This is a genomic window from Paraburkholderia ribeironis, from assembly GCF_900019265.1.
Classification (GTDB): domain Bacteria; phylum Pseudomonadota; class Gammaproteobacteria; order Burkholderiales; family Burkholderiaceae; genus Paraburkholderia; species Paraburkholderia ribeironis.
In genome coordinates, this window is record NZ_CYGX02000031.1 from 127,458 (window position 1) to 149,416 (window position 21,959).

The 21,959-nt window shown below is 63.9% G+C and carries 19 protein-coding genes; 8 read left to right on the forward strand and 11 right to left on the reverse strand.

Annotated elements, in window-relative coordinates; all coding sequences use genetic code 11:
* Positions 1 to 42: 42 nt before the first annotated feature.
* The 4 genes from BN2475_RS15300 to BN2475_RS15315 all read left to right on the forward strand — a co-directional run bounded on the left by BN2475_RS15300 (position 43) and on the right by BN2475_RS15315 (position 3,933).
* Positions 43 to 753: a FadR/GntR family transcriptional regulator gene (locus BN2475_RS15300; RefSeq protein ID WP_094780338.1), complete on the forward strand. Its 711-nt coding sequence runs from the start codon at positions 43 to 45 to the stop codon at positions 751 to 753.
* 174 nt (positions 754 to 927) lie between these two features.
* The gene (locus BN2475_RS15305) at positions 928 to 2,430 is read left to right on the forward strand and encodes a DASS family sodium-coupled anion symporter (protein WP_094780339.1); all 1,503 of its coding nucleotides are present in this window, start codon (positions 928 to 930) and stop codon (positions 2,428 to 2,430) included.
* 57 nt (positions 2,431 to 2,487) lie between these two features.
* Positions 2,488 to 3,306: an alpha/beta fold hydrolase gene (locus BN2475_RS15310; RefSeq protein ID WP_094780340.1), complete on the forward strand. Its 819-nt coding sequence runs from the start codon at positions 2,488 to 2,490 to the stop codon at positions 3,304 to 3,306.
* A 402-nt stretch (positions 3,307 to 3,708) separates the two neighbouring features.
* A complete protein-coding gene (locus BN2475_RS15315) occupies positions 3,709 to 3,933 on the forward strand; it encodes a hypothetical protein (RefSeq protein ID WP_094780341.1) in 225 nt (74 codons plus the stop codon).
* A 128-nt stretch (positions 3,934 to 4,061) separates the two neighbouring features.
* On the opposite strand, the gene BN2475_RS15320 is transcribed toward BN2475_RS15315, so the two are convergent.
* Positions 4,062 to 6,290 carry an NADP-dependent isocitrate dehydrogenase gene (locus tag BN2475_RS15320; protein ID WP_094780342.1) on the reverse strand — a complete coding sequence of 743 codons (2,229 nt, stop codon included), beginning with the start codon at positions 6,288 to 6,290 and terminating at the stop codon, positions 4,062 to 4,064.
* Between the two features lie 385 nt (positions 6,291 to 6,675).
* Here BN2475_RS15320 and BN2475_RS15325 point away from each other — a divergent pair, with 385 nt between their 5' ends.
* Complete coding sequence (locus BN2475_RS15325) at positions 6,676 to 7,698, forward strand: MFS transporter (protein WP_425435535.1); 1,023 nt, start codon at positions 6,676 to 6,678, stop codon at positions 7,696 to 7,698.
* A 73-nt stretch (positions 7,699 to 7,771) separates the two neighbouring features.
* Here BN2475_RS15325 and BN2475_RS15330 read toward each other — a convergent pair whose 3' ends face one another.
* The 7 genes from BN2475_RS15330 to BN2475_RS15360 all read right to left on the reverse strand — a co-directional run bounded on the left by BN2475_RS15330 (position 7,772) and on the right by BN2475_RS15360 (position 15,710).
* Complete coding sequence (locus BN2475_RS15330) at positions 7,772 to 8,653, reverse strand: alpha/beta fold hydrolase (RefSeq protein ID WP_094780343.1); 882 nt, start codon at positions 8,651 to 8,653, stop codon at positions 7,772 to 7,774.
* 86 nt (positions 8,654 to 8,739) lie between these two features.
* Positions 8,740 to 9,972 carry a 3-(3-hydroxy-phenyl)propionate transporter MhpT gene (gene mhpT / locus BN2475_RS15335; RefSeq protein ID WP_094780344.1) on the reverse strand — a complete coding sequence of 411 codons (1,233 nt, stop codon included), beginning with the start codon at positions 9,970 to 9,972 and terminating at the stop codon, positions 8,740 to 8,742.
* Between the two features lie 100 nt (positions 9,973 to 10,072).
* Positions 10,073 to 11,101, reverse strand: a complete 1,029-nt coding sequence (mhpE, locus tag BN2475_RS15340) for a 4-hydroxy-2-oxovalerate aldolase (protein ID WP_094780345.1) — start codon at positions 11,099 to 11,101, stop codon at positions 10,073 to 10,075.
* Between the two features lie 12 nt (positions 11,102 to 11,113).
* A complete protein-coding gene (locus BN2475_RS15345) occupies positions 11,114 to 12,055 on the reverse strand; it encodes an acetaldehyde dehydrogenase (acetylating) (RefSeq protein ID WP_094780346.1) in 942 nt (313 codons plus the stop codon).
* A gap of 24 nt (positions 12,056 to 12,079) precedes the next feature.
* Complete coding sequence (mhpD, locus tag BN2475_RS15350; RefSeq protein WP_094780347.1) at positions 12,080 to 12,889, reverse strand: 2-keto-4-pentenoate hydratase; 810 nt, start codon at positions 12,887 to 12,889, stop codon at positions 12,080 to 12,082.
* A gap of 18 nt (positions 12,890 to 12,907) precedes the next feature.
* Positions 12,908 to 13,858, reverse strand: coding sequence for a 3-carboxyethylcatechol 2,3-dioxygenase (locus BN2475_RS15355; protein ID WP_094780348.1), 951 nt, complete (start codon positions 13,856 to 13,858; stop codon positions 12,908 to 12,910).
* Between the two features lies 1 nt (position 13,859).
* Positions 13,860 to 15,710, reverse strand: a complete 1,851-nt coding sequence (locus BN2475_RS15360; RefSeq protein WP_094780349.1) for a bifunctional 3-(3-hydroxy-phenyl)propionate/3-hydroxycinnamic acid hydroxylase — start codon at positions 15,708 to 15,710, stop codon at positions 13,860 to 13,862.
* A gap of 246 nt (positions 15,711 to 15,956) precedes the next feature.
* Between BN2475_RS15360 and BN2475_RS15365 the strand changes: the two genes are divergently transcribed.
* Entirely contained in the window at positions 15,957 to 16,793 is an 837-nt protein-coding gene (locus BN2475_RS15365; RefSeq protein WP_094780350.1) for a DNA-binding transcriptional regulator, read from the forward strand.
* 35 nt (positions 16,794 to 16,828) lie between these two features.
* Here the strand turns inward: BN2475_RS15365 and BN2475_RS15370 are convergent, their stop codons facing one another.
* Both BN2475_RS15370 and BN2475_RS15375 read right to left on the reverse strand, forming a co-directional pair.
* Complete coding sequence (locus tag BN2475_RS15370; RefSeq protein ID WP_094780351.1) at positions 16,829 to 18,481, reverse strand: FAD-dependent oxidoreductase; 1,653 nt, start codon at positions 18,479 to 18,481, stop codon at positions 16,829 to 16,831.
* A gap of 134 nt (positions 18,482 to 18,615) precedes the next feature.
* Positions 18,616 to 19,269: a peroxiredoxin gene (locus BN2475_RS15375; protein ID WP_094780352.1), complete on the reverse strand. Its 654-nt coding sequence runs from the start codon at positions 19,267 to 19,269 to the stop codon at positions 18,616 to 18,618.
* Between the two features lie 376 nt (positions 19,270 to 19,645).
* Here BN2475_RS15375 and BN2475_RS15380 point away from each other — a divergent pair, with 376 nt between their 5' ends.
* Positions 19,646 to 19,954, forward strand: a complete 309-nt coding sequence (locus BN2475_RS15380) for a putative quinol monooxygenase (RefSeq protein WP_094780353.1) — start codon at positions 19,646 to 19,648, stop codon at positions 19,952 to 19,954.
* Positions 19,954 to 21,114, forward strand: a complete 1,161-nt coding sequence (locus BN2475_RS15385) for an iron-containing alcohol dehydrogenase (protein WP_094780393.1) — start codon at positions 19,954 to 19,956, stop codon at positions 21,112 to 21,114. Before BN2475_RS15380 ends, BN2475_RS15385 begins: the two co-directional genes overlap by 1 nt.
* Positions 21,115 to 21,256: 142 nt before the next feature.
* Here the strand turns inward: BN2475_RS15385 and BN2475_RS15390 are convergent, their stop codons facing one another.
* Positions 21,257 to 21,952 (reverse strand): response regulator transcription factor, encoded by a 696-nt coding sequence (locus BN2475_RS15390; protein WP_094780354.1) that lies wholly within the window; start codon positions 21,950 to 21,952, stop codon positions 21,257 to 21,259.
* Positions 21,953 to 21,959: the final 7 nt, after the last annotated feature.

The following is a 21,959-nucleotide window of genomic DNA, read 5'->3' on the forward strand; positions in this document are numbered from 1 at the left end:
TGAGCGTCCGCATTCCAGCCGATTAGTCAACCAGCCACAAAAATGAGCAGCCTAACTGAGAAGGTGGTGGCCACCCTTTCCGATGAGATTCGCCGCGGCGCCCTGAGGCCCGGCGACCGCATTCCCACCGAAGTCGCGATGATGAAGCAGCTCAGTGTGAGCCGCTCCGTGGTGCGCGAGGCGATCTCGCGTCTGCAGGCGGCGAACGTGGTCGAGACGCGTCACGGCATCGGCACGTTCGTGCGGGCGCCGGCCGCCGAAAGGCCGATGCAGCTCTCCGCCGCGGACCTGTCCAGCATGCTGGACGTGATGGCCATCATCGAATTTCGCATCGACGTCGAAGCCGCCGCAGCGGCGCTCGCCGCGACGAGACGCACCGAGCAGAACCTCAAGCAGATTCGGGCGGCGCTGGTGCGTTTCGAGTCCGAACTCGAGCGCGGCAGCACCGATACGCTGGCGCACGACATCGAGTTTCATCTGCAGATCGCGCGTGCCAGCGGCAACCGTTATTTCTTCGACGTGCTCAGCCAGCTCGGCCGCTCGGTGAGCCCGCGCACACGGCTCGGCTCCGCCGAGATCGCCGAACTCGACCAGATCGAGCTGCTGCGCAACGTGCTCAACGAGCACCAGATGATTTATCGCGCAATCGAACGGCAGGACGCGGACGACGCGCGTGCCGCGATGCGCATGCATCTGAGCAACAGCCGCGAACGGCTGCGGCGCGCGCATGAGTTGAGCAAAGCGGGCGCCTGACGGGCGGCGTTAGCAGCGCCGACGCCACTGATGTAGTTGCCGCCGCGCACGCCGTTCACGCGCGGTGGCTGGCCGGAAGCCGGTGATGCGACACACGCCGGTTTTGCTTCACCCATGCCACGGTTTGAAACGAAGGATCCAGACGAGCAGCACGCCTCCATAGGAGTGACCAGCATGAACGTCTCGAAACCCGAAGCTCGACCCGATGCAGGTTCCGCACCGGCCAAACGCGGTTTGCCGATCGGTTTGATCGCGAGCGTCGTCGCGATGATCGTGGTGCTGGCGCTGCCGCTGCCCGCGACGCTGCCGCCTGCCGGGCACCGCATGCTCGCCATTCTCGTGTTCGCCGTGGTCGTCTGGTTGACCGAGGCCATCTCGTATGAAGCCAGCGCGATCGTCATCACGTCGCTGATCGCGTTCCTGATCGGCACCGCGCCGACCATCAAGGACCCGAGCGTGCTGTACGGCACCTCGGCGGGCATCACCATGGCGCTGGCCGGCTTTTCGAATTCGGCGCTCGCGCTGGTGACCGGCGCCCTGTTCATCTCCGCGGCGATGACCATCACGGGTCTCGACAAGCGCATCGCGCTCGTGACGCTGTCGTTGATCGGCACCACCACGCGGCGCATTCTGCTCGGCTCGATCGCCGTGACGATCGTGCTGTCGCTGGTGGTACCGAGCGCCACAGCGCGCAGCGCGTGCGTCGTGCCGATCATGATCGGCGTGATCTCGGCGTTCGGTGTCGACCGGCGCTCGAATATCGCCGCCGGCATCATGATCGTGGTCGCCCAGGCCACCAGCATCTGGAACGTCGGCATCCTGACGGCGGCCGCGCAAAATCTGCTGACCATCGGCTTCATGGACAAGATGCTCGGCGCACGCGTCACGTGGCTGGAGTGGCTGATTGCCGGCGCGCCCTGGGCGATCGTGATGTCGGCCGTGTTGCTCGTGATCGTGCTGAAAATGCTGCCGCCCGAAGCCGACAGCATCGCCGGCGGCAAAGAGGCAGTCGCGCACTCGCTGCGCGAACTCGGTTCGATGACCGGTCCGCAAAAGCGCCTGCTCGGCGTCGCCATCGGCCTGCTGTTCTTCTGGGCGACGGAAGGCAAGCTGCATCCGTTCGATACCACCTCCGTCACCTATGTGGGCCTCGTGATCCTGATGTTGCCGCGCATCGGCGTAATGGACTGGAAAACCGTGCAGAACCGCATTCCATGGGGCACCGTGATCGTCTTCGGGGTCGGCATCAGCCTCGGCACGGCCTTGCTCACCACGACCGCCGGCCAGTGGCTCGGCGACCTCGTCGCGCATCACACCGGCCTCGATCAGGCGAGCACGTTCACCGCGTTTGCGATTCTGTCAGCCTTCCTGATCGTCATTCACCTGGGTTTCGCGAGCGCCACCGCGTTGACTTCCGCGATGCTGCCGATCCTGATCTCCGTGCTGCAGTCCATGCAAGGCGACTTCAACCGCCTCGGCATGACGATGCTGCTCGGCTATGTGGTCAGCTTCGGTTTCATGCTGCCGATCAACGCGCCGCAAAACATGGTGTGCCTCGCCACGGACACGTTCAGCGCGCGCCAGTTCGCACGCGTCGGCATCGCGCTGACGATCTGCGGGTATCTGCTGCTCCTGCTGTTCGCCGCGACGTGGTGGCGATGGCTCGGCTGGCTGTGACGCGGGTGGCCATGCGATGGCGGCAAACCAGCGAACCCTCGCGCAACGGAGACCACGATGCACCCCTTGACTGCCTCACACGACGACGACCTCGAGCGATTCGCCGCGCAAGGGGCGCCGCCGCTGCCGCCATCGGACATGAGCGGCTACGTCGAGCACGACAACGCGCGCATCTGGTATGCGTCGTATGGCGCTGGCGCGCCGGTGCTGCTGCTGCACGGTGGCCTTGGACATAGCGGCAACTGGGGCTATCAGATTGCGCCGCTGCTCGACGCGGGGCACCGCGTGGTGGTGCTCGACAGCCGCGGTCACGGCCGCAGCACGCGTGACGCGCGACCTTACCGCTACGAGTTGATGGCCACCGATGTGCTGGCCGTGATGGACACGTTGCAGCTGGACAGGGCCGCGATGGTGGGCTGGAGCGACGGCGCGTGCGTCGCGATGGTGCTCGGCATCGTTGCCCCTGAGCGGGTGGCGGGCGTGTTCTTCTTCGGCTGCAACATGGACCCGAGCGGCACGAAGGAGTTTGTGCTGACACCGACGATCGACCGCTGTTTCAGCCGGCACGCGAAAGACTACGCGCAACTGTCGGCGACACCGGACGACTTCGACGCGTTCGTCGGCGCGGTCAGCGAAATGATGCGAACGCAGCCCAATTATCCGGCGCATGAGCTGGCTCGCATCCGCGTGCCGGTTGCGATCGTGCAGAGCGAGCACGACGAGTTCATCAAGCCTGAGCACGCCGACTATCTCGCTCGCACGATTCCCGGCGCGGACTTGATTCTGCTGCGAGACGTCAGCCATTTCGCGCCGCTGCAAAGACCGGCGCAATTCAATCGCGTCCTGCTCGGATTCCTGCGCCGGGTGCTCGCCTGATTCGGATGAAGAAGCGCTGCGAGTGGCCGTGGCGCGCCGCCCGTGCTTTCAGGGTCGCACCGGGCGCGAAAATTTCATGATACGAAACGATCCGTTGCTTCGTAAAAAGTCGTGGTGCGTGGCACAAATGCGGCATTTCGCAATGTCGCCCCACGTTGCACATCGCAAAATGAAATTCGCAAATCATTATTTTTAAAGGATATTTTTTAATAAAACGAACTGTTTGACGCCCACTTGCGCCGCAATGCGCTGACGTAGACTCTTTCACAAGAGCAGGCGCTTCAGCGCAGTCGAGTGGATGGGACGGAAAAAACGCCGTCTGACCGGTCCTCCAACTTGCGCACGAAGCCGCCACGGCACCGCGGTTTTTTTATTGGCTTTATTGGCAATTGGGAGACAAAAATGAAAGGCTTTCGCTTTGGTTCGACCGAGGGAGCGTTCTACATTTTGCCGGGACAAGATGGTTGGGAGGCAACCTACGGCAACGAAACGCTCGGTGAGTTCGCCACCCCGCAACAGGCGGCTGACGACCTTGCGCGCGGCCTGACCTGCTCGCTGTCCGAAGTCGACACGTCGACACTCGAAATTCCAGACAAACTCGCCGATTGGGAAATCGTTCACGTGTGAGCGCGGGCATGAACGCTAGCCACGTGAGAGCAGAAATGACGATGGCGCTCGAGAGCGCCATCGTCATGTTTACCGCCTACTGCAGTGCGTACTGCGTTGCTTTCGCACGCTTCGCGAGCTTCGGGACGTTAAGCCACCGAGTCCACGATCTTGTTCAGCGTCGCGCTCGGGCGCATTGCGTTGCTCGTCAGCTCGACATTCGGACGGTAGTAGCCGCCGATGTTCACCGGCTTGCCCTGCGCCGCGCCCAACTCTTCGACGATCTTCGCTTCGTTCTCAGCCATCGCCTTCGCCACGCCTGCGAACTGCACCTGCAGCGCCGCATCTTCGGTTTGCGCGGCCAGTGCTTCGGCCCAGTACATCGCGAGGTAGAAATGGCTGCCGCGGTTGTCGATACCGCCAACCTTGCGCGCCGGCGACTTGTCGTTGTCGAGGAACTTGCCGGTCGCCTGATCCAGCGTCTTCGCCAGAACCTGAGCTTTCGGGTTGTGATACGCGTCGCTCAGGTGTTCGAGCGATGCCGCCAGCGCCAGGAATTCACCCAGCGAATCCCAACGCAGGAAGCCTTCTTCAACCAGTTGCTGAACGTGCTTCGGTGCCGAACCGCCAGCGCCGGTTTCGAACATGCCGCCACCTGCCATCAGCGGGACGATGGAGAGCATCTTCGCGCTGGTGCCCAGTTCCATGATCGGGAACAGGTCCGTCAGGTAGTCGCGCAGCACGTTGCCCGTGACCGAGATCGTGTCCTCGCCGGCGCGAATCCGTTCGACGGAGAACTTCGTCGCTGCGACCGGCGTCATCACGCGGATGTCCAGACCGCTGGTGTCGTGGTTGCACAGGTATTGCTCGACCTTCTTGATGATCTGCGCGTCGTGCGCACGAGCCGCGTCGAGCCAGAACACGGCCGGCGTGTTGGTCGCGCGAGCGCGGTTGACCGCCAGCTTGACCCAGTCCTGAACCGGCGCGTCCTTGGTCTGGCACATGCGCCAGATGTCGCCCGCTTCCACCGCTTGCTCGATCAGCACCGTACCGGCTGCATCGGTCACGCGGACCACGCCGTTCGCCGGAATCTGGAACGTCTTGTCGTGTGAACCGTATTCTTCGGCGGCTTGCGCCATCAGGCCGACGTTCGGCACCGTGCCCATCGTGACCGGGTCGAACGCGCCGTGCTTCTTGCAGTCTTCGATCACCGCCTGATAGACACCGGCGTAGCAACGGTCCGGGATCACGGCCTTGGCGTCGTGCAGTGCGCCGTCCGCGCCCCACATCTTGCCCGACTCGCGAATCATCGCCGGCATCGACGCGTCGACGATCACGTCGCTCGGCACGTGCAGGCTGGTGATGCCCTTGTCCGAATTGACCATTGCCAGTTGCGGACGCTGTTCGTATTGAGCCTTGATGTCGGCTTCGATCGCCGCGGCCGTTTCGGCTGGCAGATCCTTCAGACGCGCGTACAGATCGCCGATACCGTTGTTCGGATTGAAGCCGACTTTCGCCAGCGCGTCGGCGTGTTTGGTCAGCACGTCCTTGTAGAACACCGACACCACGTGACCGAAGATGATCGGATCGGACACCTTCATCATCGTGGCCTTCAGATGCACTGAGAACAGCACACCCTTGCTCTTCGCGTCGGCGATTTCCGCTTCGATGCAGCTGCGCAGCGCGTTCTTGCTCAGCACCGATGCGTCGATGATCTCGCCTGCCTGCACGGCCGTCTTTTCCTTGAGGACCGTCTTGGTGCCGTCGGCAGCCGTCAGTTCGATCTTCACGGCGCCCGCTGCGGCGATCAGCGCCGACTTTTCGCTTCCGTAGAAATCACCACCGCTCATGTGCGCCACGTGCGACTTCGAGTCCGCGCTCCACGCGCCCATCTTGTGCGGGTGCTTGCGTGCGTAGTTCTTGACCGACAGCGGCGCGCGACGGTCCGAATTGCCTTCGCGCAGCACCGGGTTGACCGCGCTGCCCTTGATCTTGTCGTAGCGAGCCTTGGCGTCTTTTTCGGCGTCGGTCTTCGCTTCGTCCGGATAGGCCGGCAGCTTGTAGCCCTGGTCGCGCAGTTCCGCGATCGCGGCCTTCAGCTGCGGCACCGACGCGCTGATGTTCGGCAGCTTGATGATGTTCGCTTCCGGACGCGTGGTGAGTCCACCGAGTTCCGCCAGATCGTCGGAAGCCTTCTGTTCCGCGGTCAGGTAGTCAGGAAATGCAGCAATGATCCGGCCGGCGAGCGAGATGTCGCGCGTTTCAACGATCACGTCGGACGAGCGCGTGAACGCCTTGACGATCGGCAGCAGCGAGTAAGTCGCCAGAGCAGGCGCTTCGTCGGTCAGGGTGTAGATGATCTTCGGCGGTGTGGACATGTTTGATGCTTTGCAAGAAGAGGTGATAGACAGCGCGTTGGTAACGCTGAGCCAGCGGAATTGCGACGAAGCGGCACGACGGTACGGTGCGACGCGGCACAACCCACGGCACTACTTTTACGGCCCGACCGTGAGTATATGCGCGTTTTCCTCGCTCCGCTGCTAAACAAACATATTCCGGAACCTCACTCGAATAGGCCGAGCCCCGCCAGATAAGGCTTTCAGGCCAATTGCCTAGGCCTTAAGACAGATGTCTTATAGAGGACTTACGCGGCGAAATATAGTTTTTCACATGAGAATAAGATGCATTACCACGCCTGCCAATTGAAAATTTGAACCATCCGTTTAGTAACCACACGCTCGCTCGCCGTGACGCACAAGGTTGGTGCGCACCGGCGTCTTCGCCATCCGTAAGAACACGCTGGCATTGGGCGCGGTCTGCCTCGCGTCGCTGATGTTCGGCCTGGAAATCTCCAGCGTGCCGGTGATCCTGCCCACACTCGAACACGTGCTGCACGGCGACTTCAAGGGCATGCAGTGGATCATGAATGCGTACACGCTCGCGGTGACGACCGTGCTGATGGCGACCGGTACGCTGGCGGACCGCTACGGCCGTCGCAGGATGTTTGTCATCGGCATCGCTCTCTTCGGCATCACGTCGCTGATCTGCGGACTCGCGCAGACCGTGCCGATGCTGATCGCCGCGCGTCTGATGCAAGGTGCAAGCGGCGGCGCGATGCTCATCTGTCAGGTGGTCGTGCTTTCGCACCAGTTCAGCGACGGCCCCGAGCGCGCCCGCGCGTTCAGCGCATGGGGCATCATTTTCGGCATCGGCCTCGGCTTCATGCTGATGAAACTCGGCAGCGGCGTCGCGCATGCGGGTGTAACGGCGATGCTGCCTGGTTGCGTGCTCGCCGGCGCCGGCCTCGGCCTCACCAACACGCCTGTGACGAATACGACGACCGCCTCGGTGCCCACGCAGCGAGCAGGCATGGCATCCGGCATCGACATGAGTGCGCGGATGATTACGCTCGCGATCAACATTGCGTTGATGGGAACCGTCCTGGTCGGCGGCATTCTCTACCATCTGAAGACAAGCGTGCCGGCCACGCTCGACATGGCGGAACTCGGTCGGCTGGCGGAAAGAATTGCAGCGGGAGATGTTGAAGCGACCCGCGTTGAAGCGACCCGCGCGGCAATCCCGGCGCTCGCACGGATCGATCCGTCTGGCAGCATTGTGCACGCTGCGTTGATGCGGAGTTTCGGTTGGGTGATGGTGTATGGCGGGGCCGGCGTGTGGGTGCTCGCCGCGCTCAGTTTCGTGATATCGGGGAGCGCCTCGCGAAGGCTGAACAGAAAGCGCACACCCCCTGCCGCGCAGCGGGCCGCCCGCTGCGATTCATGCTAGACGCCAGTGCCCGGCAAGCCGTCATGAAGGCTTGCCGGGCACCAGTGGCAAAAAGACAAACGGACAACCAGACTTACCTGCCCAGAAACTCGACGACCATGCGGTTGAACTTGTCCGCATGCTCCCACTGCGCCCAATGCCCGCAGCGGCTGAAGATATGCATGTCCGCATTCTGCATCCCGGCGACAAGGCGCAGGCCCACATCCATCGGCACGAAGCGATCGTCGCGCCCCCAGATCACCAGCGTCGGCGCGGCCACTTCGCCGAGTCGCGGACCGAAATCGTTGAACTGCTTCGGATTGGCCGCGAGACTCGCGACAAAGTTCTCCAGGTGGTCGCGGCGCGCGAGCATATTGTCGAGCCGTGCCTGCATCAGATCCGGCGTGAGCGCTTTGGAGTCGAACACGAACACGTCCATCATGCGCTGCAGGTTCTCGATCGTCGGATTCCGGTAAAGCCCTTGCAGCAGCTTGATGCCTTCGGTCGGCATCGGCACGAACTGGCTGGGACCGCCCGTGCCGCCACCCATCAGCACGAGCTTGCCGACGCGCTGCGGTTCGGCAAGCGCGAACGCCACCGCGCTATGGCCGCCCATCGAGTTGCCGATGATATGCACACGCGGGATGTCGAGCGCATCGAGCAGCCCCTTCAGCGAACGCGCGTTGAGTTCGGAGCGCGAGCCCTTGCACACGATCGGATCGCTCTTGCCCCAGCCGAAGCAATCCATCAGGATGACCCGATAGCCCGCCGCGACGAGCGGCTCGACATTGCGATTGAAGTTCGCCCAGCCAGTCGCGCCCGGCCCCGAGCCGTGCAGCATCACGACCGTTTCCTTGCCCTGGCCCTTGCCCTGGCCCGCGTCGTTGTAGTGCAGTTGCATCTCACGACCGTCTTCAATGATGCGAACGAATCGGCTGGTGGATGCTTCGGTGATTGCCGGTGCTTGCGAGCTCATGTTGAATTCCTTTCTTTCACGAGTTGAATAATCGCGGACTCGCCATCGATGGCGAGTCTGCTCAAGTGTGTCAGGTTGCGGCTCTACTACACGGCAGCCGCGGTATAACGAGGCGCGGATTTGCCGACCACGAGCCATGCCGCGACCGCCGCGACGACGATCAACGGAATGCTCGCGCTCAACAGCACCGAAGCGCCTTGACCAATGGCGAGCAACTGGCCCGCGATCAGAGGCCCGAGAATCGAACCCAGGCGCCCCACGGCCACGGCGGCGCCCACGCCGGTGCCACGCACGTCCGTCGGGTAAAGGCTGCTGGCGAGCGCGTACAACACCGACTGCCCGCCGACCAGAAACAGCCCTGCCAGCAAGCCGCCCCACGCCATCGAGGTGCCGCCGCTCGCGCCCAGCAGCGCCGCCAGCGCGACGACGATGCCCAGATACATGCCCGCCACCGTGCGACGACGGCCGACCCGGTCCATCAGGCTCGCGATCGCAATTGCGCCGATCCCGCCGCCGATGTTGAACATCATCTGCACCACGCTCGACTGCACCCGCGTGAGACCGCGGCTCAACACCAGCGAGGGCAGCCAGTTGATGAGGAAGTACAGCACGATGAGCGTGCCCAGGTAGCTGATCCACAACGCCACGGTGGTGCCGGCGCGGCCCTCCTGCCACAATGCGCGCGCCACGCCAGCCTTGGGCTCGCGCGACGCGCTGCGCGTCGAACGCGCCGCCACGAACTGCGACGACTCGCGCAGAAACAGTGCGAGCAACGGCAGCACCAGCAGAGGCCCGACCCCGCCGACGTAAAAGATATGCCGCCAGCCTTCATCGCCCGGACTGACGATGCCGATCACCGCCGCGAGCGCCGCACCGAACGGCATGCCGCAATACATCGCCCCCACCGCCGTGTTGCGCTGATGCGGCTGCGCGGCTTCCGCGCACAGCGCGATCAGGTTCGGCATCGCGGCGCCGAGGCCGAGCCCCGTCAGAAAACGCGCCGCCAGCAGGCTGTTGAGGTCCCACACCTGGGTGGTCGCGATCGAGAAGAGGCCGAACAGCGCCACCGAAAACATCAGCACGCGTTTGCGTCCCAGCTTGTCGGCGAGACGTCCGCCGATCGCCGCGCCGGGCAGCAGCCCGAGCGCGCCGATGCTGAACGCCCAGCCCATCTGCGCGACCGCGAGATGAAATTCGCGCGCCATACGCGGCGCGGCGACGCCGGTCGATTGCAGGTCCAGCCCTTCCAGTAACGCGACGATGAGGCACAGCCCGATGGTGAGGGCGCCGCTTTCCGATCGATTCGTTGATTGCCGCATAAAAGTCTCCGATATTGAATCAGCATCGCTCTGGTGGCGATCTTGCTGGGGTATCGACCTCGCACGGCCAGCATGCGGCCAGCCGTGCAAGGTCAGTTCGTCACGCAACGGCCTCCTTGCTGGACGCGCGCATCAAATCGAGCGCCACGTCGACGATCATGTCTTCCTGGCCACCCACCATGCGGCGCTTGCCCAGTTCGACGAGAATGTCCACGGTCTTCAGGCCGTACTTCTTCGCGGCCACTTCCGAATGGCGCAGGAAGCTCGAATACACGCCTGCATAACCGAGCGCGAGCGTCTCGCGGTCCACGCGCACCGGCCGGTCCTGCAGCGGACGCACGATGTCGTCGGCGGCGTCCATCAGCGTGTAGAGATCGGTGCCGTGATTCCAGCCCATGCGCTCGGCCGCCGCGATGAACACCTCGAGCGGCGCGTTGCCCGCACCCGCGCCCATGCCCGCGAGCGACGCGTCGATGCGGTCGCAGCCTTCTTCCACCGCGACGATCGAGTTCGCCACGCCCAGCGACAGGTTGTGGTGCGCATGCATGCCCGTCTGCGTTTCGGGTTTCAGCACGGCCTTCACCGCGCGGAACCGGTCGCGCACGTCGTTCATCGTCAGCGCGCCGCCCGAATCGACCACGTAGATGCAGGTCGCGCCGTAGCTTTCCATCTTCTTCGCCTCGACGGCGAGATTCTCCGGCGTGGTCATGTGGCTCATCATCAGGAAGCCGACGGTGTCCATGCCGAGTTCGCGTGCGTATTCGATGTGCTGCTTCGAGATGTCCGCCTCGGTGCAGTGCGTGGCGACGCGCACGATGCGCGCGCCCGCCTGATATGCCGCCTTCAGGTCGTGAATCGTGCCGATGCCCGGCAAGAGCAGCGTCGCGATCTTCGCGTGCGTGACCACATCGGCCACCGCCTCGATCCATTCGAGGTCGCTGTGTGCGCCAAAGCCGTAGTTGAAGCTCGACCCCTGCAGGCCGTCGCCATGCGCGACTTCGATCGAATCGACCTTCGCGCGGTCCAGCGCGCGGGCGATGTCCTGCACGTTCTGGATAGAGTACTGATGACGGATCGCGTGGCTGCCGTCGCGCAGCGTCACGTCGGAGATATAGAGTTTCTTGTCCATGTGAAAGTCTCCTTATGCCTGCACGAGCGATTGCGCCATGCGCTCGGCGGTGGCGAGCGCGGCCGAAGTCATGATGTCGAGATTGCCTGCATAGGCAGGCAGGTAGTGCGCGGCGCCTTCCACTTCGAGGAACACCGAAGTCTTCAGGCCGCTGAAGCGGCCCAGGCCCGGAATGTTCAGCGGCGCGCTCGCGGGGATTTCGTCGAACTGCACCTTCTGCTTCAGACGGTAGCCGGGCACGTACGCGTGCACGGCGGCGGCCATCGCCTCGATCGACTGCTCGACCTTCTCGCGATCGGCAAGCTCCGAGAGCGTGTAGACGGTGTCGCGCATCATCACCGGCGGCTCGGCCGGGTTGAGCACGATGATCGCCTTGCCCTTCGCCGCGCCGCCGACCACCTCGATCGCCTTCGAAGTCGTCTCGGTGAACTCGTCGATGTTTGCGCGCGTGCCCGGACCCGCCGACCTGCTGCTGATCGAAGCCACGATCTCCGCGTAGTGCACCTTCGCGACGCGCGACACCGCCGCGACCATCGGGATGGTCGCCTGACCGCCGCACGTGACCATGTTCACGTTGGGCGCGTCGATATGCGCGTCGAGATTGACCACCGGCACGCAGTACGGACCGATCGCCGCGGGCGTGAGGTCGATCACGCGGATCGATGGCTTGAGCTTGCGCAGCAGCGCATCGTTTTTGACGTGCGCGCCGGCCGACGTGGCATCGAACACGAAGTCGATCTCGTTGAAAACGGGCAGACGCGTAAGCCCTTCCACGCCTTCGTGGGTGGTCGCCACGCCCAGGCGCGCGGCACGGGCCAGACCGTCCGAATCCGGATCGATACCGACCATCGCGGCCATTTCCAGATGCTTGCCATGCCGCATGATCTTGATCATCAGATCGGTGCCGATGTTGCCCGAGCCGATGATCGCGGCCTTGAGTTTTTCGGTTGCCATTTCAGTCCTCAGTCGAGTGCTTGCTTATGCGGAAAAAGTCGCGCGGACGCTGCCGAGCCCGTCGATCTGCGCGCTGAAGGCGCCGGGCTGCGTCACCGCGACCATCGGGCCGAGTGCGCCGGTCATCAGCACATCGCCCGCGCGCAGCGGCGTACCGAGCTGGACCATGCGGTCCGCGAGCCAGATGGCGGCGTTCAGCGGGTTGCCGAGGCACGCGGAGCCGTTGCCGCGCGACAATACTTCGGTGTCCTGCGAAAGCGTCATCGCGCAGGCTGCCAGATCGATGTCGCGCAGCGGCACCGGGCGGCTGCCGAGCACGAAGCGCGCGCTCGATGCGTTGTCCGCCACGGTATCGACGAAGCGGATATTCCAGCCCTCGATGCGGCTGTCGACCACTTCGATCGCCGCGACCGCGTAGGCGGTAGCGCGGATCAGGTCGGCGTAGGTGTGCTTCTCGTGCGTGAGGTCGTGCTCGAGCACGAGCGCAATCTCCGCTTCGACCTTCGGCTGGATCAGCTCGCCGAGCGGGATCGGCTGGTTGTCGCCATACGCCATCGAAGCGAACAGCGCGCCGAAGTCGGGCTGGTCAACGCCGAGCTGCTTCTGCACCGCCGGCGAGGTCAGGCCGATCTTGCGCCCGACGATGCGCTCGCCCGCCGCCACGCGCGCCGCGACGTTCAGCTGTTGCACCGCGTACGCAAGTTGCGTAGCGTCGGCCGCATTCTGCAGACCGGCGAAACATGCATCGTCGCGCAACGGTGCGATCGTCTGACGCGTGCGTTCGGATTCGCGCAGCCGCAAGGCCAGCGCTTCGACATGACTGGGAGTGTTCATAGCAGGTTCCTGGTTCGGTTAAGCGTGGGCGGCAACGGGACGCGCGTGCATCGCGCCGAAGCCCGCGATCCACTCGGGGATCGGCCGGTAATAGTCGAGCGTCGCGCGATACGGCCCGCATGCGTTCAGCGCGCTAAACGCCGCGATCCACGTACGGATCTCGTGAGCCGATTTGCCTGCGTCACGCGTGATCGCGTTGTCGGTCAGACCGTCGAGCGCCGTCAGCTCACCGTCTTCGAGCAGCTTGAGGAACGCCCGGTCCCATGCGGGATTGAGCGGATGCAAATGGCTGTCGCCCGCCGTGAAGGCACGCGCGGCCGCAACCGTGCGCGCCTGGCGCGCCGCCCGCGATTCGGCGGAAGGATTGCGGCCTGCGATCAGCCGCTGCGCGACTTCGTCGCTGGCACCGGCGAGTTCCGGCACCGGCGGCTCGTGCGAGATACCGCCCGACCCCACCACCAGCACGCGCTTGTCCAAGCGTGCGAGCACGCGGCCCAACGCGTCGCCGAGCAGGCGCGCACGGCGGCACGAGGCCATCGGCGGCGCCACCGAATTGACGAACACAGGCACCACCGGATAGCGATCGAGGCTACCCGTGAGCACTTCCAGCGCTTGCGCGCAACCGTGATCGACCTGCATCCGGTGCGACACCGCCACGTCGATGTCGCTCGCCAACACGGCTTCGGCAAGTTCGAGCGCGGTATCGGCGGGCACGTCGAGCGGCCCTGCCAGGCTATTGAAATCGCCGACTGCACTGGCCGACGCGCCGATACAGAACGGCGGCATTACGTCGTAGAAAAAACCGTTGTAATGATCCGGCGCGAACACGACGACCAGTTCAGGATCGAACCCGGCGACACGCTCACGCGCCGCCGCGTGAATCTGCGCCACTTCCGCGACCACCTCGGGCGCGGGATCGTAATAGCCTGTGAGCGGCGAGTGCGACAGGCATTCGAGTAACATCGGCATTTCAGGCTCCGGTGGCAACGGCCGCAACGCTGCCACGCGCCGCGATCGGTTCGTTGACGGCAGCGGCAACGCTGTGCCGCTCGACCGCTTTGAGATTCAGCTTGGCCGCCAGCGCGCCGATCTGCGCCGACACCTGCTGCGGTGTGCACATACCCGCGACGAACCGGTCGGGACGCAGCAGCACGACGGACTCCGGCACGCGCGAAAACCAGTCTTTCAGGCGGCCGTTCACGTCGCCGATCGCGATCACGTCGGCGGGCACGTCGTCATGGAAAGCGAGTTGCGTATCCGGTTTCGCCATCACAAAGCAACCGCCCAGCCGCTGCCAGATTTCGCGTGCCGCCGGCGACAAACCGAAGGTCGGATCCGAGCCCCAGCCGAGAATCGCAAAACGGTTGCCGAGCACGTCGTCCAGACGCACGACCTCGCCCTTCACCGTGCGCACGCGCGGTTGGATGAACATGCGGCCCACCGGCGAATGGCAATGGGGATCGCGGCCATACACCAGACGCCCGAGCCGTGACTCACGCTTCTCGCTCATCAGCCCGAGCAGGCGACCCGGCGCCGAGTGACCCGAGCGCTCCAGCACACGTGCCAGCCAGCCATGCTTGCGTTTGCTGCGATCGAGCAGCACCACGCCCGATTCGTAGCGCGGCATCGGCTTGAAGCGCATTTCGACGAAGTAACGCTTGACCGCGGGGAACAGGTTGAAGGTGCGCACGAAAGCGTCGCGGAATTTGATGCCGAAGCGGCTGGTCGGCGCGAAGATATCGCCGGCCACTTCCGACAGATGGATCATCGAGCCAGCATGTGCGCGACGCTCTGCGGTGTAGGTGTCGAGCAACGCGTCGCCGGCGAGACCCTTGACCACCATCGCTAGCTTCCAGCCGAGGTTGCTCGCGTCACGAATGCCGCTGTTGTAGCCCTGGCCTTGCCACACCGGCATGATGTGCGCGGCGTCGCCCGCCAGCAGCACGCGCTCCACGCGGAAGCTGCTGGCAAGCCGCGCATTGTGCGTATAGACGCGCTTGCGGATGTAGTCGACCTGCTCGGGATCGGCAACGACCTTGCGGATCAGCGCGGCCATGTTTTCCGGCTTCGACAACTCCTCTTCGGTCTCGCCCGGCATCACCATGAATTCGAAGCGGCGGATGCCGTGCGGCAACGCAGCCGACACGTACGGCCGCTTCGGGTCGCAATGCATGTAGACATGCGGCGAGCCGATCGGATCGTTGCGCACATCGACGACGATCCACTGATTCGGCTTGGTCCGTCCTTCGAACGGCACGTTGAGAACGCGGCGCACGAAGCTGTTGCCGCCGTCGGCGCCGACCATGTACGACGCCCGGATCGTGCGACGGCCGCCTTGCTGGTCTTCCGCCTCGATCGTGACGCCCGTCTGGTCCTGGGTGAATGCGTTGACGCTGTGGCCGAACAGCACCTCGACGTGTGGGAAGCGCTGCAGCCCTTCGTACAGCACGCGGTCCGCAAGCGGCTGAATGAACGCGTTTCGACGCGACCAGCCAAATTCGTCGGTACGCGGTTCGATCGACGCGAAGCAATGGCCCGTGCTCGTGACGAAGCGCATCCAATGGTCGGGGGTGGTGTGGGGCAACAGCGCGTCGGCGAGACCGACCGACTGGAACACGCGCAGCGCTTCGTCGTCGAGACCGATGGCGCGCGGATAGTCGATAATCTGTTCGAGCTTTTCCAGCAGCACGACGCGCACGCCCTGCAGGCCGAGATAGTTGGCGATCATCAGACCAACCGGGCCGGCGCCGATGATCGCGACGTCGGCGGTAACGGTCTCGCTGTGACCTTGAGCGGCCACCGGATCAAGAGGTGGGGGCATGCTGTCTCCTTTCTCACACGCGGCGTGTGCCACGGTCGCTTCTAATAACGAACTGGTCGATAGAGTCAGGGAGCGCGGCGAGCGGGAACCGCCCGTGGCCGCAGCGAAAAACTCGCGCACGGACAACCTCTTGCGTCTCCATGAATCGTTTGATTTGTTCGCAGTCTAGGATTGGCCCGGTGCTCGCTCAACAATTTGTGCGAATTGTGCATACAATGCACATAGTTGATTTCAAAGAGGTTTTCTGTGACCAGATACACCAGTGTGAGGGGCCTGTCGCGCGGCCTGCAGGTGTTGCAGGCGCTCAATTCGATGGATAGCGGCCGCGCCACCAGCCAGCAGATCAGCGACCTGACGGGCCTGCATCGCACCACCGCGCGGCGTCTGCTGGAAACGCTGATGGAGGAAGGCTTCGTGCGACGCAGCGCGTCGGACGACAGCTTTCGGCTGACGCTCAAGGTGCGCGCATTGAGCGAAGGTTTTACGGACGACGAACGAATCGCGACGATCGCGCCGCCGATCATGGGCCGGCTACTGCAACGCGTCGCCTGGCCTTCGGACCTGACGACGCCGGACGGTGACGCGATGATCATCCGCGAGACGACCCACCGGTTCAGCTCGTTGTCGTTTCACCGCTCGATGGTTGGCCGCCGTCTGCCGCTTCTGCTCACCGCGGCCGGGCGTGTGTACTTCGCGATGTGCCCCGACGGCGAACGCGAAGACATTCTCGACTTGCTGCGCTCGGGTGCGGGCGGCGAAGAACAGAAGGCGCTCGCATCGGACGATGCGTTCATCCGCGGGCTCGTGCGGCGGGTTCGCGCGGACGGCTTCGGCTCCAATCACGGCGACTGGTCCGCGCAAAGCAAGATCGGCGCGGTAGCCGTCGCGATCGTGCTCGAACAGCGCGTGCTGGCGAGCCTGAACGTGGTGTTTCTTTCGCGCGCCGTCACGCTCGCGGAAGCGAAGCGGCGCTTCGTGCCGGAGCTGCAAATCGCTGCGCGCGAGATGATCGAAGGTCTGGAAGCGGAGGCGTCCGGGGGCGGCGCGGGCAAGGCGTCCACGGCACGTGAGGGCCGGTCGTGAAGCTCGATGGCGGGATCGATCGTTGGTTCTACGTATTATCTGGCGTCGTGCTGCAGAAACTTGTGCGCGAACGCGATCGCCATGCTGCCCTCACCGACCGCGGAAGCAACGCGTTTGACCGGGCTCAGCCGCACGTCTCCGCACGCGAACACGCCTGGTACACTCGATTCGAGCAGGTACGGGTCGCGTTCATGGGACCAGCGGCCAGCCTTGACGACATCGTCGCCGGTGAGCACATATCCGCGGGCGTCGCGGGCGATTTCCGCGGGCAGCCAGTCGGTTTGCGCGTCGGCGCCGATGAATACGAACAGTCCACCGCAGTCGTACCGGCGCACTTGCGCGCTCTGCGCGTCGCGCACGTCGATGGCCGTCAGATGTGTATCCCCATACGCGCCGACCACTTCCGAACCTAGCTGCACCGCGACGTTGGACTTCGCGCGAAGCTGCTCGACCAGGTAGTTCGACATGCTCTTTTCGAGCGCATCGCCGCGCAGCACGAGCGTCACCATGCGCGCATGATTGGCGAAGTACAACGCGGCCTGCCCCGCCGAGTTGCCGCCGCCGATCAGATAGATATCGAGGCCGTGAGTCGCATTCGCTTCACTGCGCGACGCACCGTAATAGATTCCCTTGCCGATGAACCGGTCGAAGCCATCGATCGAAAGACGCCGCCACGTGACGCCAGTCGCAAGAATGATCGTGCGCGCCCGGATCACGTCGCCGCCATCGAGGTGAACGTTGCGCCCGTCGACGTCGATTCGCGTCACGCAGCGCGTCACCAGGATCTCCGCACCAAGGCGTCTGGCCTGTTGCAACGCACGGCTCGCGAGTTCGTCGCCCGACACGCCGTTGGGAAAGCCCAGATAGTTTTCGATCCGCGACGATGTGCCTGCCTGCCCGCCCGGCGCTTCGCGCTCCAGCACCAGCGTGCGCAAGCCTTCCGATGCACCGTACACCGCCGCGGCAAGACCGGCCGGCCCGCCACCGATGATCATCGTGTCGTATTCGGCAAGGCGGGCCTGCGTCTGCAGACCCAGCAATCCGGCGAGCTCGCGTAGCTCGGGCCGCTTCAGCACGGTGCCGTCGACCAGCCGCAGCGCCGGGCAATCTTCCTCCGACGGACAGGTGCCGGGCCAGCGGGCCGACAGTTCGGGCGCATCGGGAGTCATCCAGTCAAAGCTGATCTGGTTGCGCGCGAGGAACTGGCGCAGCGTCGTGCACGCGGTGTCCCAGCGATTGCCGACCATGGTCACGCGGGCTTTCGGCGGCTCGGCGGAAAGGCCCTGCAAACCACCGATGCGCTCACGCGCGAGCGCGCCCATCCTGAACGCGACGTCCGGCGACGCCGCCGCCAGCAGGTAGTAACGCTGGGCGTCCACCCGCATCACACGCGACGGCTCCGCGGCCCGGTACGCGCCCGGGAACGGCGAACTCAGCGCAAGCGGCACTTCGCCAAAGATCGTACCCGGCAGACGCCAGCCCAGCGTGCGCTCGACACCGTCGAATGTCTTGATGACTTCCATCTTGCCGGACAGCACCACATACAGCGCGCGTTCGCCACCTTCGTGCACCGCGAATTCTCCGGCGCACAGATGGAGATCCGCCGACGTGTGAATGAGATGCTCGAGTTCGTCTTCAGCCAGAGTCGCGAACAGCGGCACGCTCCGAATGTCGTCAGTTGTCAGCATGGCTTTGTCCGGGCAGACAGATGAAGCGGAGCGCCGCCCATCGACGTCAGGCTGTGCGCGTTAGCAGCGAAAGATAAGGAGGCGCCGGACCGCAGGCTTCGTGCGGCCGGCGCATGCTGCTTTTCGTGAAGGCCTTACTTGGGTTGCTGCACGTAGCGCAAGTAAGGTTTGAGGGTCTTGAACCCGCCCGGATACTTCGCTTTCGCGGCTTCGTCGGACACCGACGTCGGGATGATGACGTCCTCGCCCGGCTTCCAGTTCACCGGCGTCGCCACGGAGTGCTTCGCGTTGAGCTGCAGCGAGTCGAGCAGGCGCAGCACTTCGTCGAAATTGCGCCCGGAACTCATCGGATAGACGAACATCGCCTTGACCTTCTTGTCGGGTCCGATGAGGAACACCGCACGCACCGTTGCGTTGTCCACCGCGGTGCGCGGGCCACCGCTCGCCTCCGGATGAATCATGTCGTAAAGCTTCGCGACCTTCAGATCCGCATCGCCAATCATCGGATAATTGACGGCAGCCCCTTGCGTCTCCTCGATGTCTTTCACCCACTTCTGATGATCGGTGACCGGGTCGATGCTAAGACCGATGATCTTCGTGTTGCGTTTTTCGAATTCCGGTTTCAGTTTCGCCATGTACCCCAATTCGGTCGTGCAGACCGGCGTGAAGTCCTTCGGGTGTGAAAACAGGATTGCCCATTGATCGCCAATCCATTCATGAAAACGAATCGTGCCCTCGGTGGTTTCCGCAGTGAAATCGGGTGCGTCTTCTCCTAGCCTGATTGCCATCTTCACTCTCCTTGGAAAGCGTTGCGTCGAGATGTCCATGCGACTGGAACAATTGAATGTTACTCCGCAGATCGGACTCCGTTCCCCGGGATTTCACCATTGATCGGATCTGTCCGCGAAGCGGCGAACGCGGCCTTGCTGGTCATATGAGGACGCGGCCGGCCATTACAGACACCCGACGATGAGAGGGTGCGAAAAGATATCCGCAATGCGTATGAAACTCTGTTCGCCGGCGCACAAAGGGGTCGTGGCGGACCGCCCCGCCCGATGGGACCGCGTGCTCCGCGCAAACGCATTGGAGCAAAGCGATCCGAATCTGGTAAAACGGGGTCTGTGCCGCTGTTCCCGTCTCTACCCCGTCTTGATGGAGTGATCGATGGCTGATGTATACCTGCAGGTGATCGCGCATTACTTTGCCAAACCCGGCAACGGTGACGCGCTCGTGAAGCCCCTCACGGAACTCGCCGCGGCGACCCGCGCGGAACCCAGCAACCTCGACTACGAATTCTTCCGCTCGCCGCTCGATCCGGACCATTTCGTGATCCTCGAACAGTACAGCCACGCCGAGGGCCTCGCCGCGCATCGCGAGACCGAACATTTCCAGCGCATCGGCGTCGGTATCGTGATTCCGCTACTCGCGCGGCGTGAAGTGTCGAGCCATCTGGTGCCGGGAGACGCAGCATGATGAACGCATTCAGGTTTCAAACGGTACCGACGCTAATCGTCGAGTTCGGTGCGGCGCGCCGCCTCGGCGCGTTATTGCGCGCGCAATTTCCAGCGCTGACACGCCTGTGTGTCGTCACCGATGCCTTCCTTCACGCGAGCGGGCTGCTGAATCCGGCACTCGCCGATCTCGCGGCGCACGGCTGGAACGCCACCGTGATCGACGACGTGATCGCCGATCCGCCCGAGCACATCGTGCTCGAAGCGACGTCGCGCGCCCAGCTTGCCGGCGCGGAAATCGTGCTGGGGCTCGGCGGCGGATCGTCGATGGACGTCGCGAAGCTGATCGCCGTGCTGGCTCCGCAGCAACAGCAAGCGCTCGGCGAGATGTACGGCGTGAACAAGGTAACGGTGTCGCGCTTGCCGCTCGTGCAGATGCCGACCACTGCGGGCACCGGCTCCGAAGTCACGGCCGTGTCGATCGTGACGGTGGGCGAAGCAAAGAAGATGGGCGTGGTTGCACCGCAACTGCTCGCGGACCTCGCGATTCTCGACGCGGAACTCACGCTCGAGCTTCCCGTCGCCGCGACCGCGGCCACAGGCATCGACGCGATGGTGCATGCGATCGAGGCATACACGTCCGCGCATCTGAAAAATCCGGTCTCCGACATGCTCGCGGTGAAGGCGCTCGAACTGCTATCGCGCAACCTGTTGCCCGCCTGTGAAGACGGCCAGAACCGCAACGCGCGTGAAGCGATGCTGCTCGGTGCGACCTTCGCGGGCCAGGCGTTCGCCAATTCGCCGGTCGCCGCGGTGCACGCGCTTGCCTATCCGATCGGCGGCATCTATCACGTGCCGCATGGTCTTTCGAATGCACTTGTGTTGCCGCACGTGCTGCGCTTTAACGCCGAGGCAGCGGCGCACCTGTACGCCGAACTCGCGGACGTGATCGTGCCGGACGCGACCGGCAGCGACGCGAGCAAGACGCAGGCGCTGATCGCCCGCCTCGAACAGATGATCGCGGCGACCGGGATTCCGGCGCGGCTACGCGACGTGGGTATCGCACGCGATGGCCTCGCGCGCATGGCGAGCGATGCGATGTTGCAGACGCGGCTGCTGGTGAACAATCCACGGCCGGTTAGCGAGGCCGATGCGCTGGGGATCTATATCGCGGCGTTTTGAAGTAGCAGGTGGGAGACGGCGCCCTGTCTGCGTGCCGTCTGCGCAACTGCGGATCAATACCTGAAAGCCTGGAAGTGCGTGCGAATACCTGTGGTCGAGCCTAACTGGTTCTTCGCACCGAACCTCGTGGCAACAACGTGGTTCACGCGGTGGCAAATGCTTCGCACGGTGCTTCTTCGCGCAGGATGTAGCCGAGCCCGCGCAAGGTCATGATTTTCGCGGTCGAATCCGCGAGATGCCTGCGCAAACGGTGGATGTAGATGTCGATCGCGTCGGCGCTGGGTTCGTCGTCGAGCGCGAAAACTTTATCCATCAGCGTGGACTTCGAGACGGTTTTGCCCTGCTTGAGCATTAGCGTTTCAAGAATTGCGTGTTCGCGGCGGCGCAAAGGCAATGGTTCGTCGCGCAGAACGAATTCACGCGAGTCGAACAGATAGCGCAGGTTGCCGCATTCGATCGACTGCCCCTTGTCGCCGGCCGCCTGGCGGCGGATCAGCGCCTTGATGCGCGCGACCAGTTCGCGCGCATCGAACGGTTTGACGACGTAGTCGTCGGCACCGGCCGAGAAGCAGTCCACCTTGTCGTCGGTCGAGCCGTTCGCGGTGAGCATCAGCACGGGCACGTTATCGCGTTTGCGACGCAAGCGCGCGAGCACATCCTTGCCACTGATGCCAGGCAGACGCAGATCGAGCAGCACGGCGTCATAGCATTGCAGGCCCAGCAACGTTTCGGCGTGTTCGCCATTCTGAGCCCAGTCAATCGCGAATTGCTCGACCTGCATCAGGTTCATCACCCAACGCGCGAGATCCGCGTCATCTTCAACGAGCAGCAGTTTCATCCTCTTT

Bases quoted from the DNA above. Each gene is read 5' to 3' on its own strand.
- BN2475_RS15360 (WP_094780349.1), bottom strand. From the start codon at position 15,710: ATGCCCCCACCTCTTGATCCGGTGGCCGCTCAAGGTCACAGCGAGACC.
- BN2475_RS15315 (WP_094780341.1), top strand. From the start codon at position 3,709: ATGAAAGGCTTTCGCTTTGGTTCGACCGAGGGAGCGTTCTACATTTTG.
- BN2475_RS15390 (WP_094780354.1), bottom strand. From the start codon at position 21,952: ATGAAACTGCTGCTCGTTGAAGATGACGCGGATCTCGCGCGTTGGGTG.
- mhpD (WP_094780347.1), bottom strand. From the start codon at position 12,889: ATGAACACTCCCAGTCATGTCGAAGCGCTGGCCTTGCGGCTGCGCGAA.
- mhpT (WP_094780344.1), bottom strand. From the start codon at position 9,972: ATGCGGCAATCAACGAATCGATCGGAAAGCGGCGCCCTCACCATCGGG.
- BN2475_RS15320 (WP_094780342.1), bottom strand. From the start codon at position 6,290: ATGTCCACACCGCCGAAGATCATCTACACCCTGACCGACGAAGCGCCT.
- BN2475_RS15375 (WP_094780352.1), bottom strand. From the start codon at position 19,269: ATGGCAATCAGGCTAGGAGAAGACGCACCCGATTTCACTGCGGAAACC.
- BN2475_RS15330 (WP_094780343.1), bottom strand. From the start codon at position 8,653: ATGAGCTCGCAAGCACCGGCAATCACCGAAGCATCCACCAGCCGATTC.
- BN2475_RS15300 (WP_094780338.1), top strand. From the start codon at position 43: ATGAGCAGCCTAACTGAGAAGGTGGTGGCCACCCTTTCCGATGAGATT.
- BN2475_RS15370 (WP_094780351.1), bottom strand. From the start codon at position 18,481: ATGCTGACAACTGACGACATTCGGAGCGTGCCGCTGTTCGCGACTCTG.
- BN2475_RS15305 (WP_094780339.1), top strand. From the start codon at position 928: ATGAACGTCTCGAAACCCGAAGCTCGACCCGATGCAGGTTCCGCACCG.
- BN2475_RS15385 (WP_094780393.1), top strand. From the start codon at position 19,954: ATGAACGCATTCAGGTTTCAAACGGTACCGACGCTAATCGTCGAGTTC.
- BN2475_RS15355 (WP_094780348.1), bottom strand. From the start codon at position 13,858: ATGCCGATGTTACTCGAATGCCTGTCGCACTCGCCGCTCACAGGCTAT.
- mhpE (WP_094780345.1), bottom strand. From the start codon at position 11,101: ATGGACAAGAAACTCTATATCTCCGACGTGACGCTGCGCGACGGCAGC.
- BN2475_RS15345 (WP_094780346.1), bottom strand. From the start codon at position 12,055: ATGGCAACCGAAAAACTCAAGGCCGCGATCATCGGCTCGGGCAACATC.
- BN2475_RS15380 (WP_094780353.1), top strand. From the start codon at position 19,646: ATGGCTGATGTATACCTGCAGGTGATCGCGCATTACTTTGCCAAACCC.
- BN2475_RS15310 (WP_094780340.1), top strand. From the start codon at position 2,488: ATGCACCCCTTGACTGCCTCACACGACGACGACCTCGAGCGATTCGCC.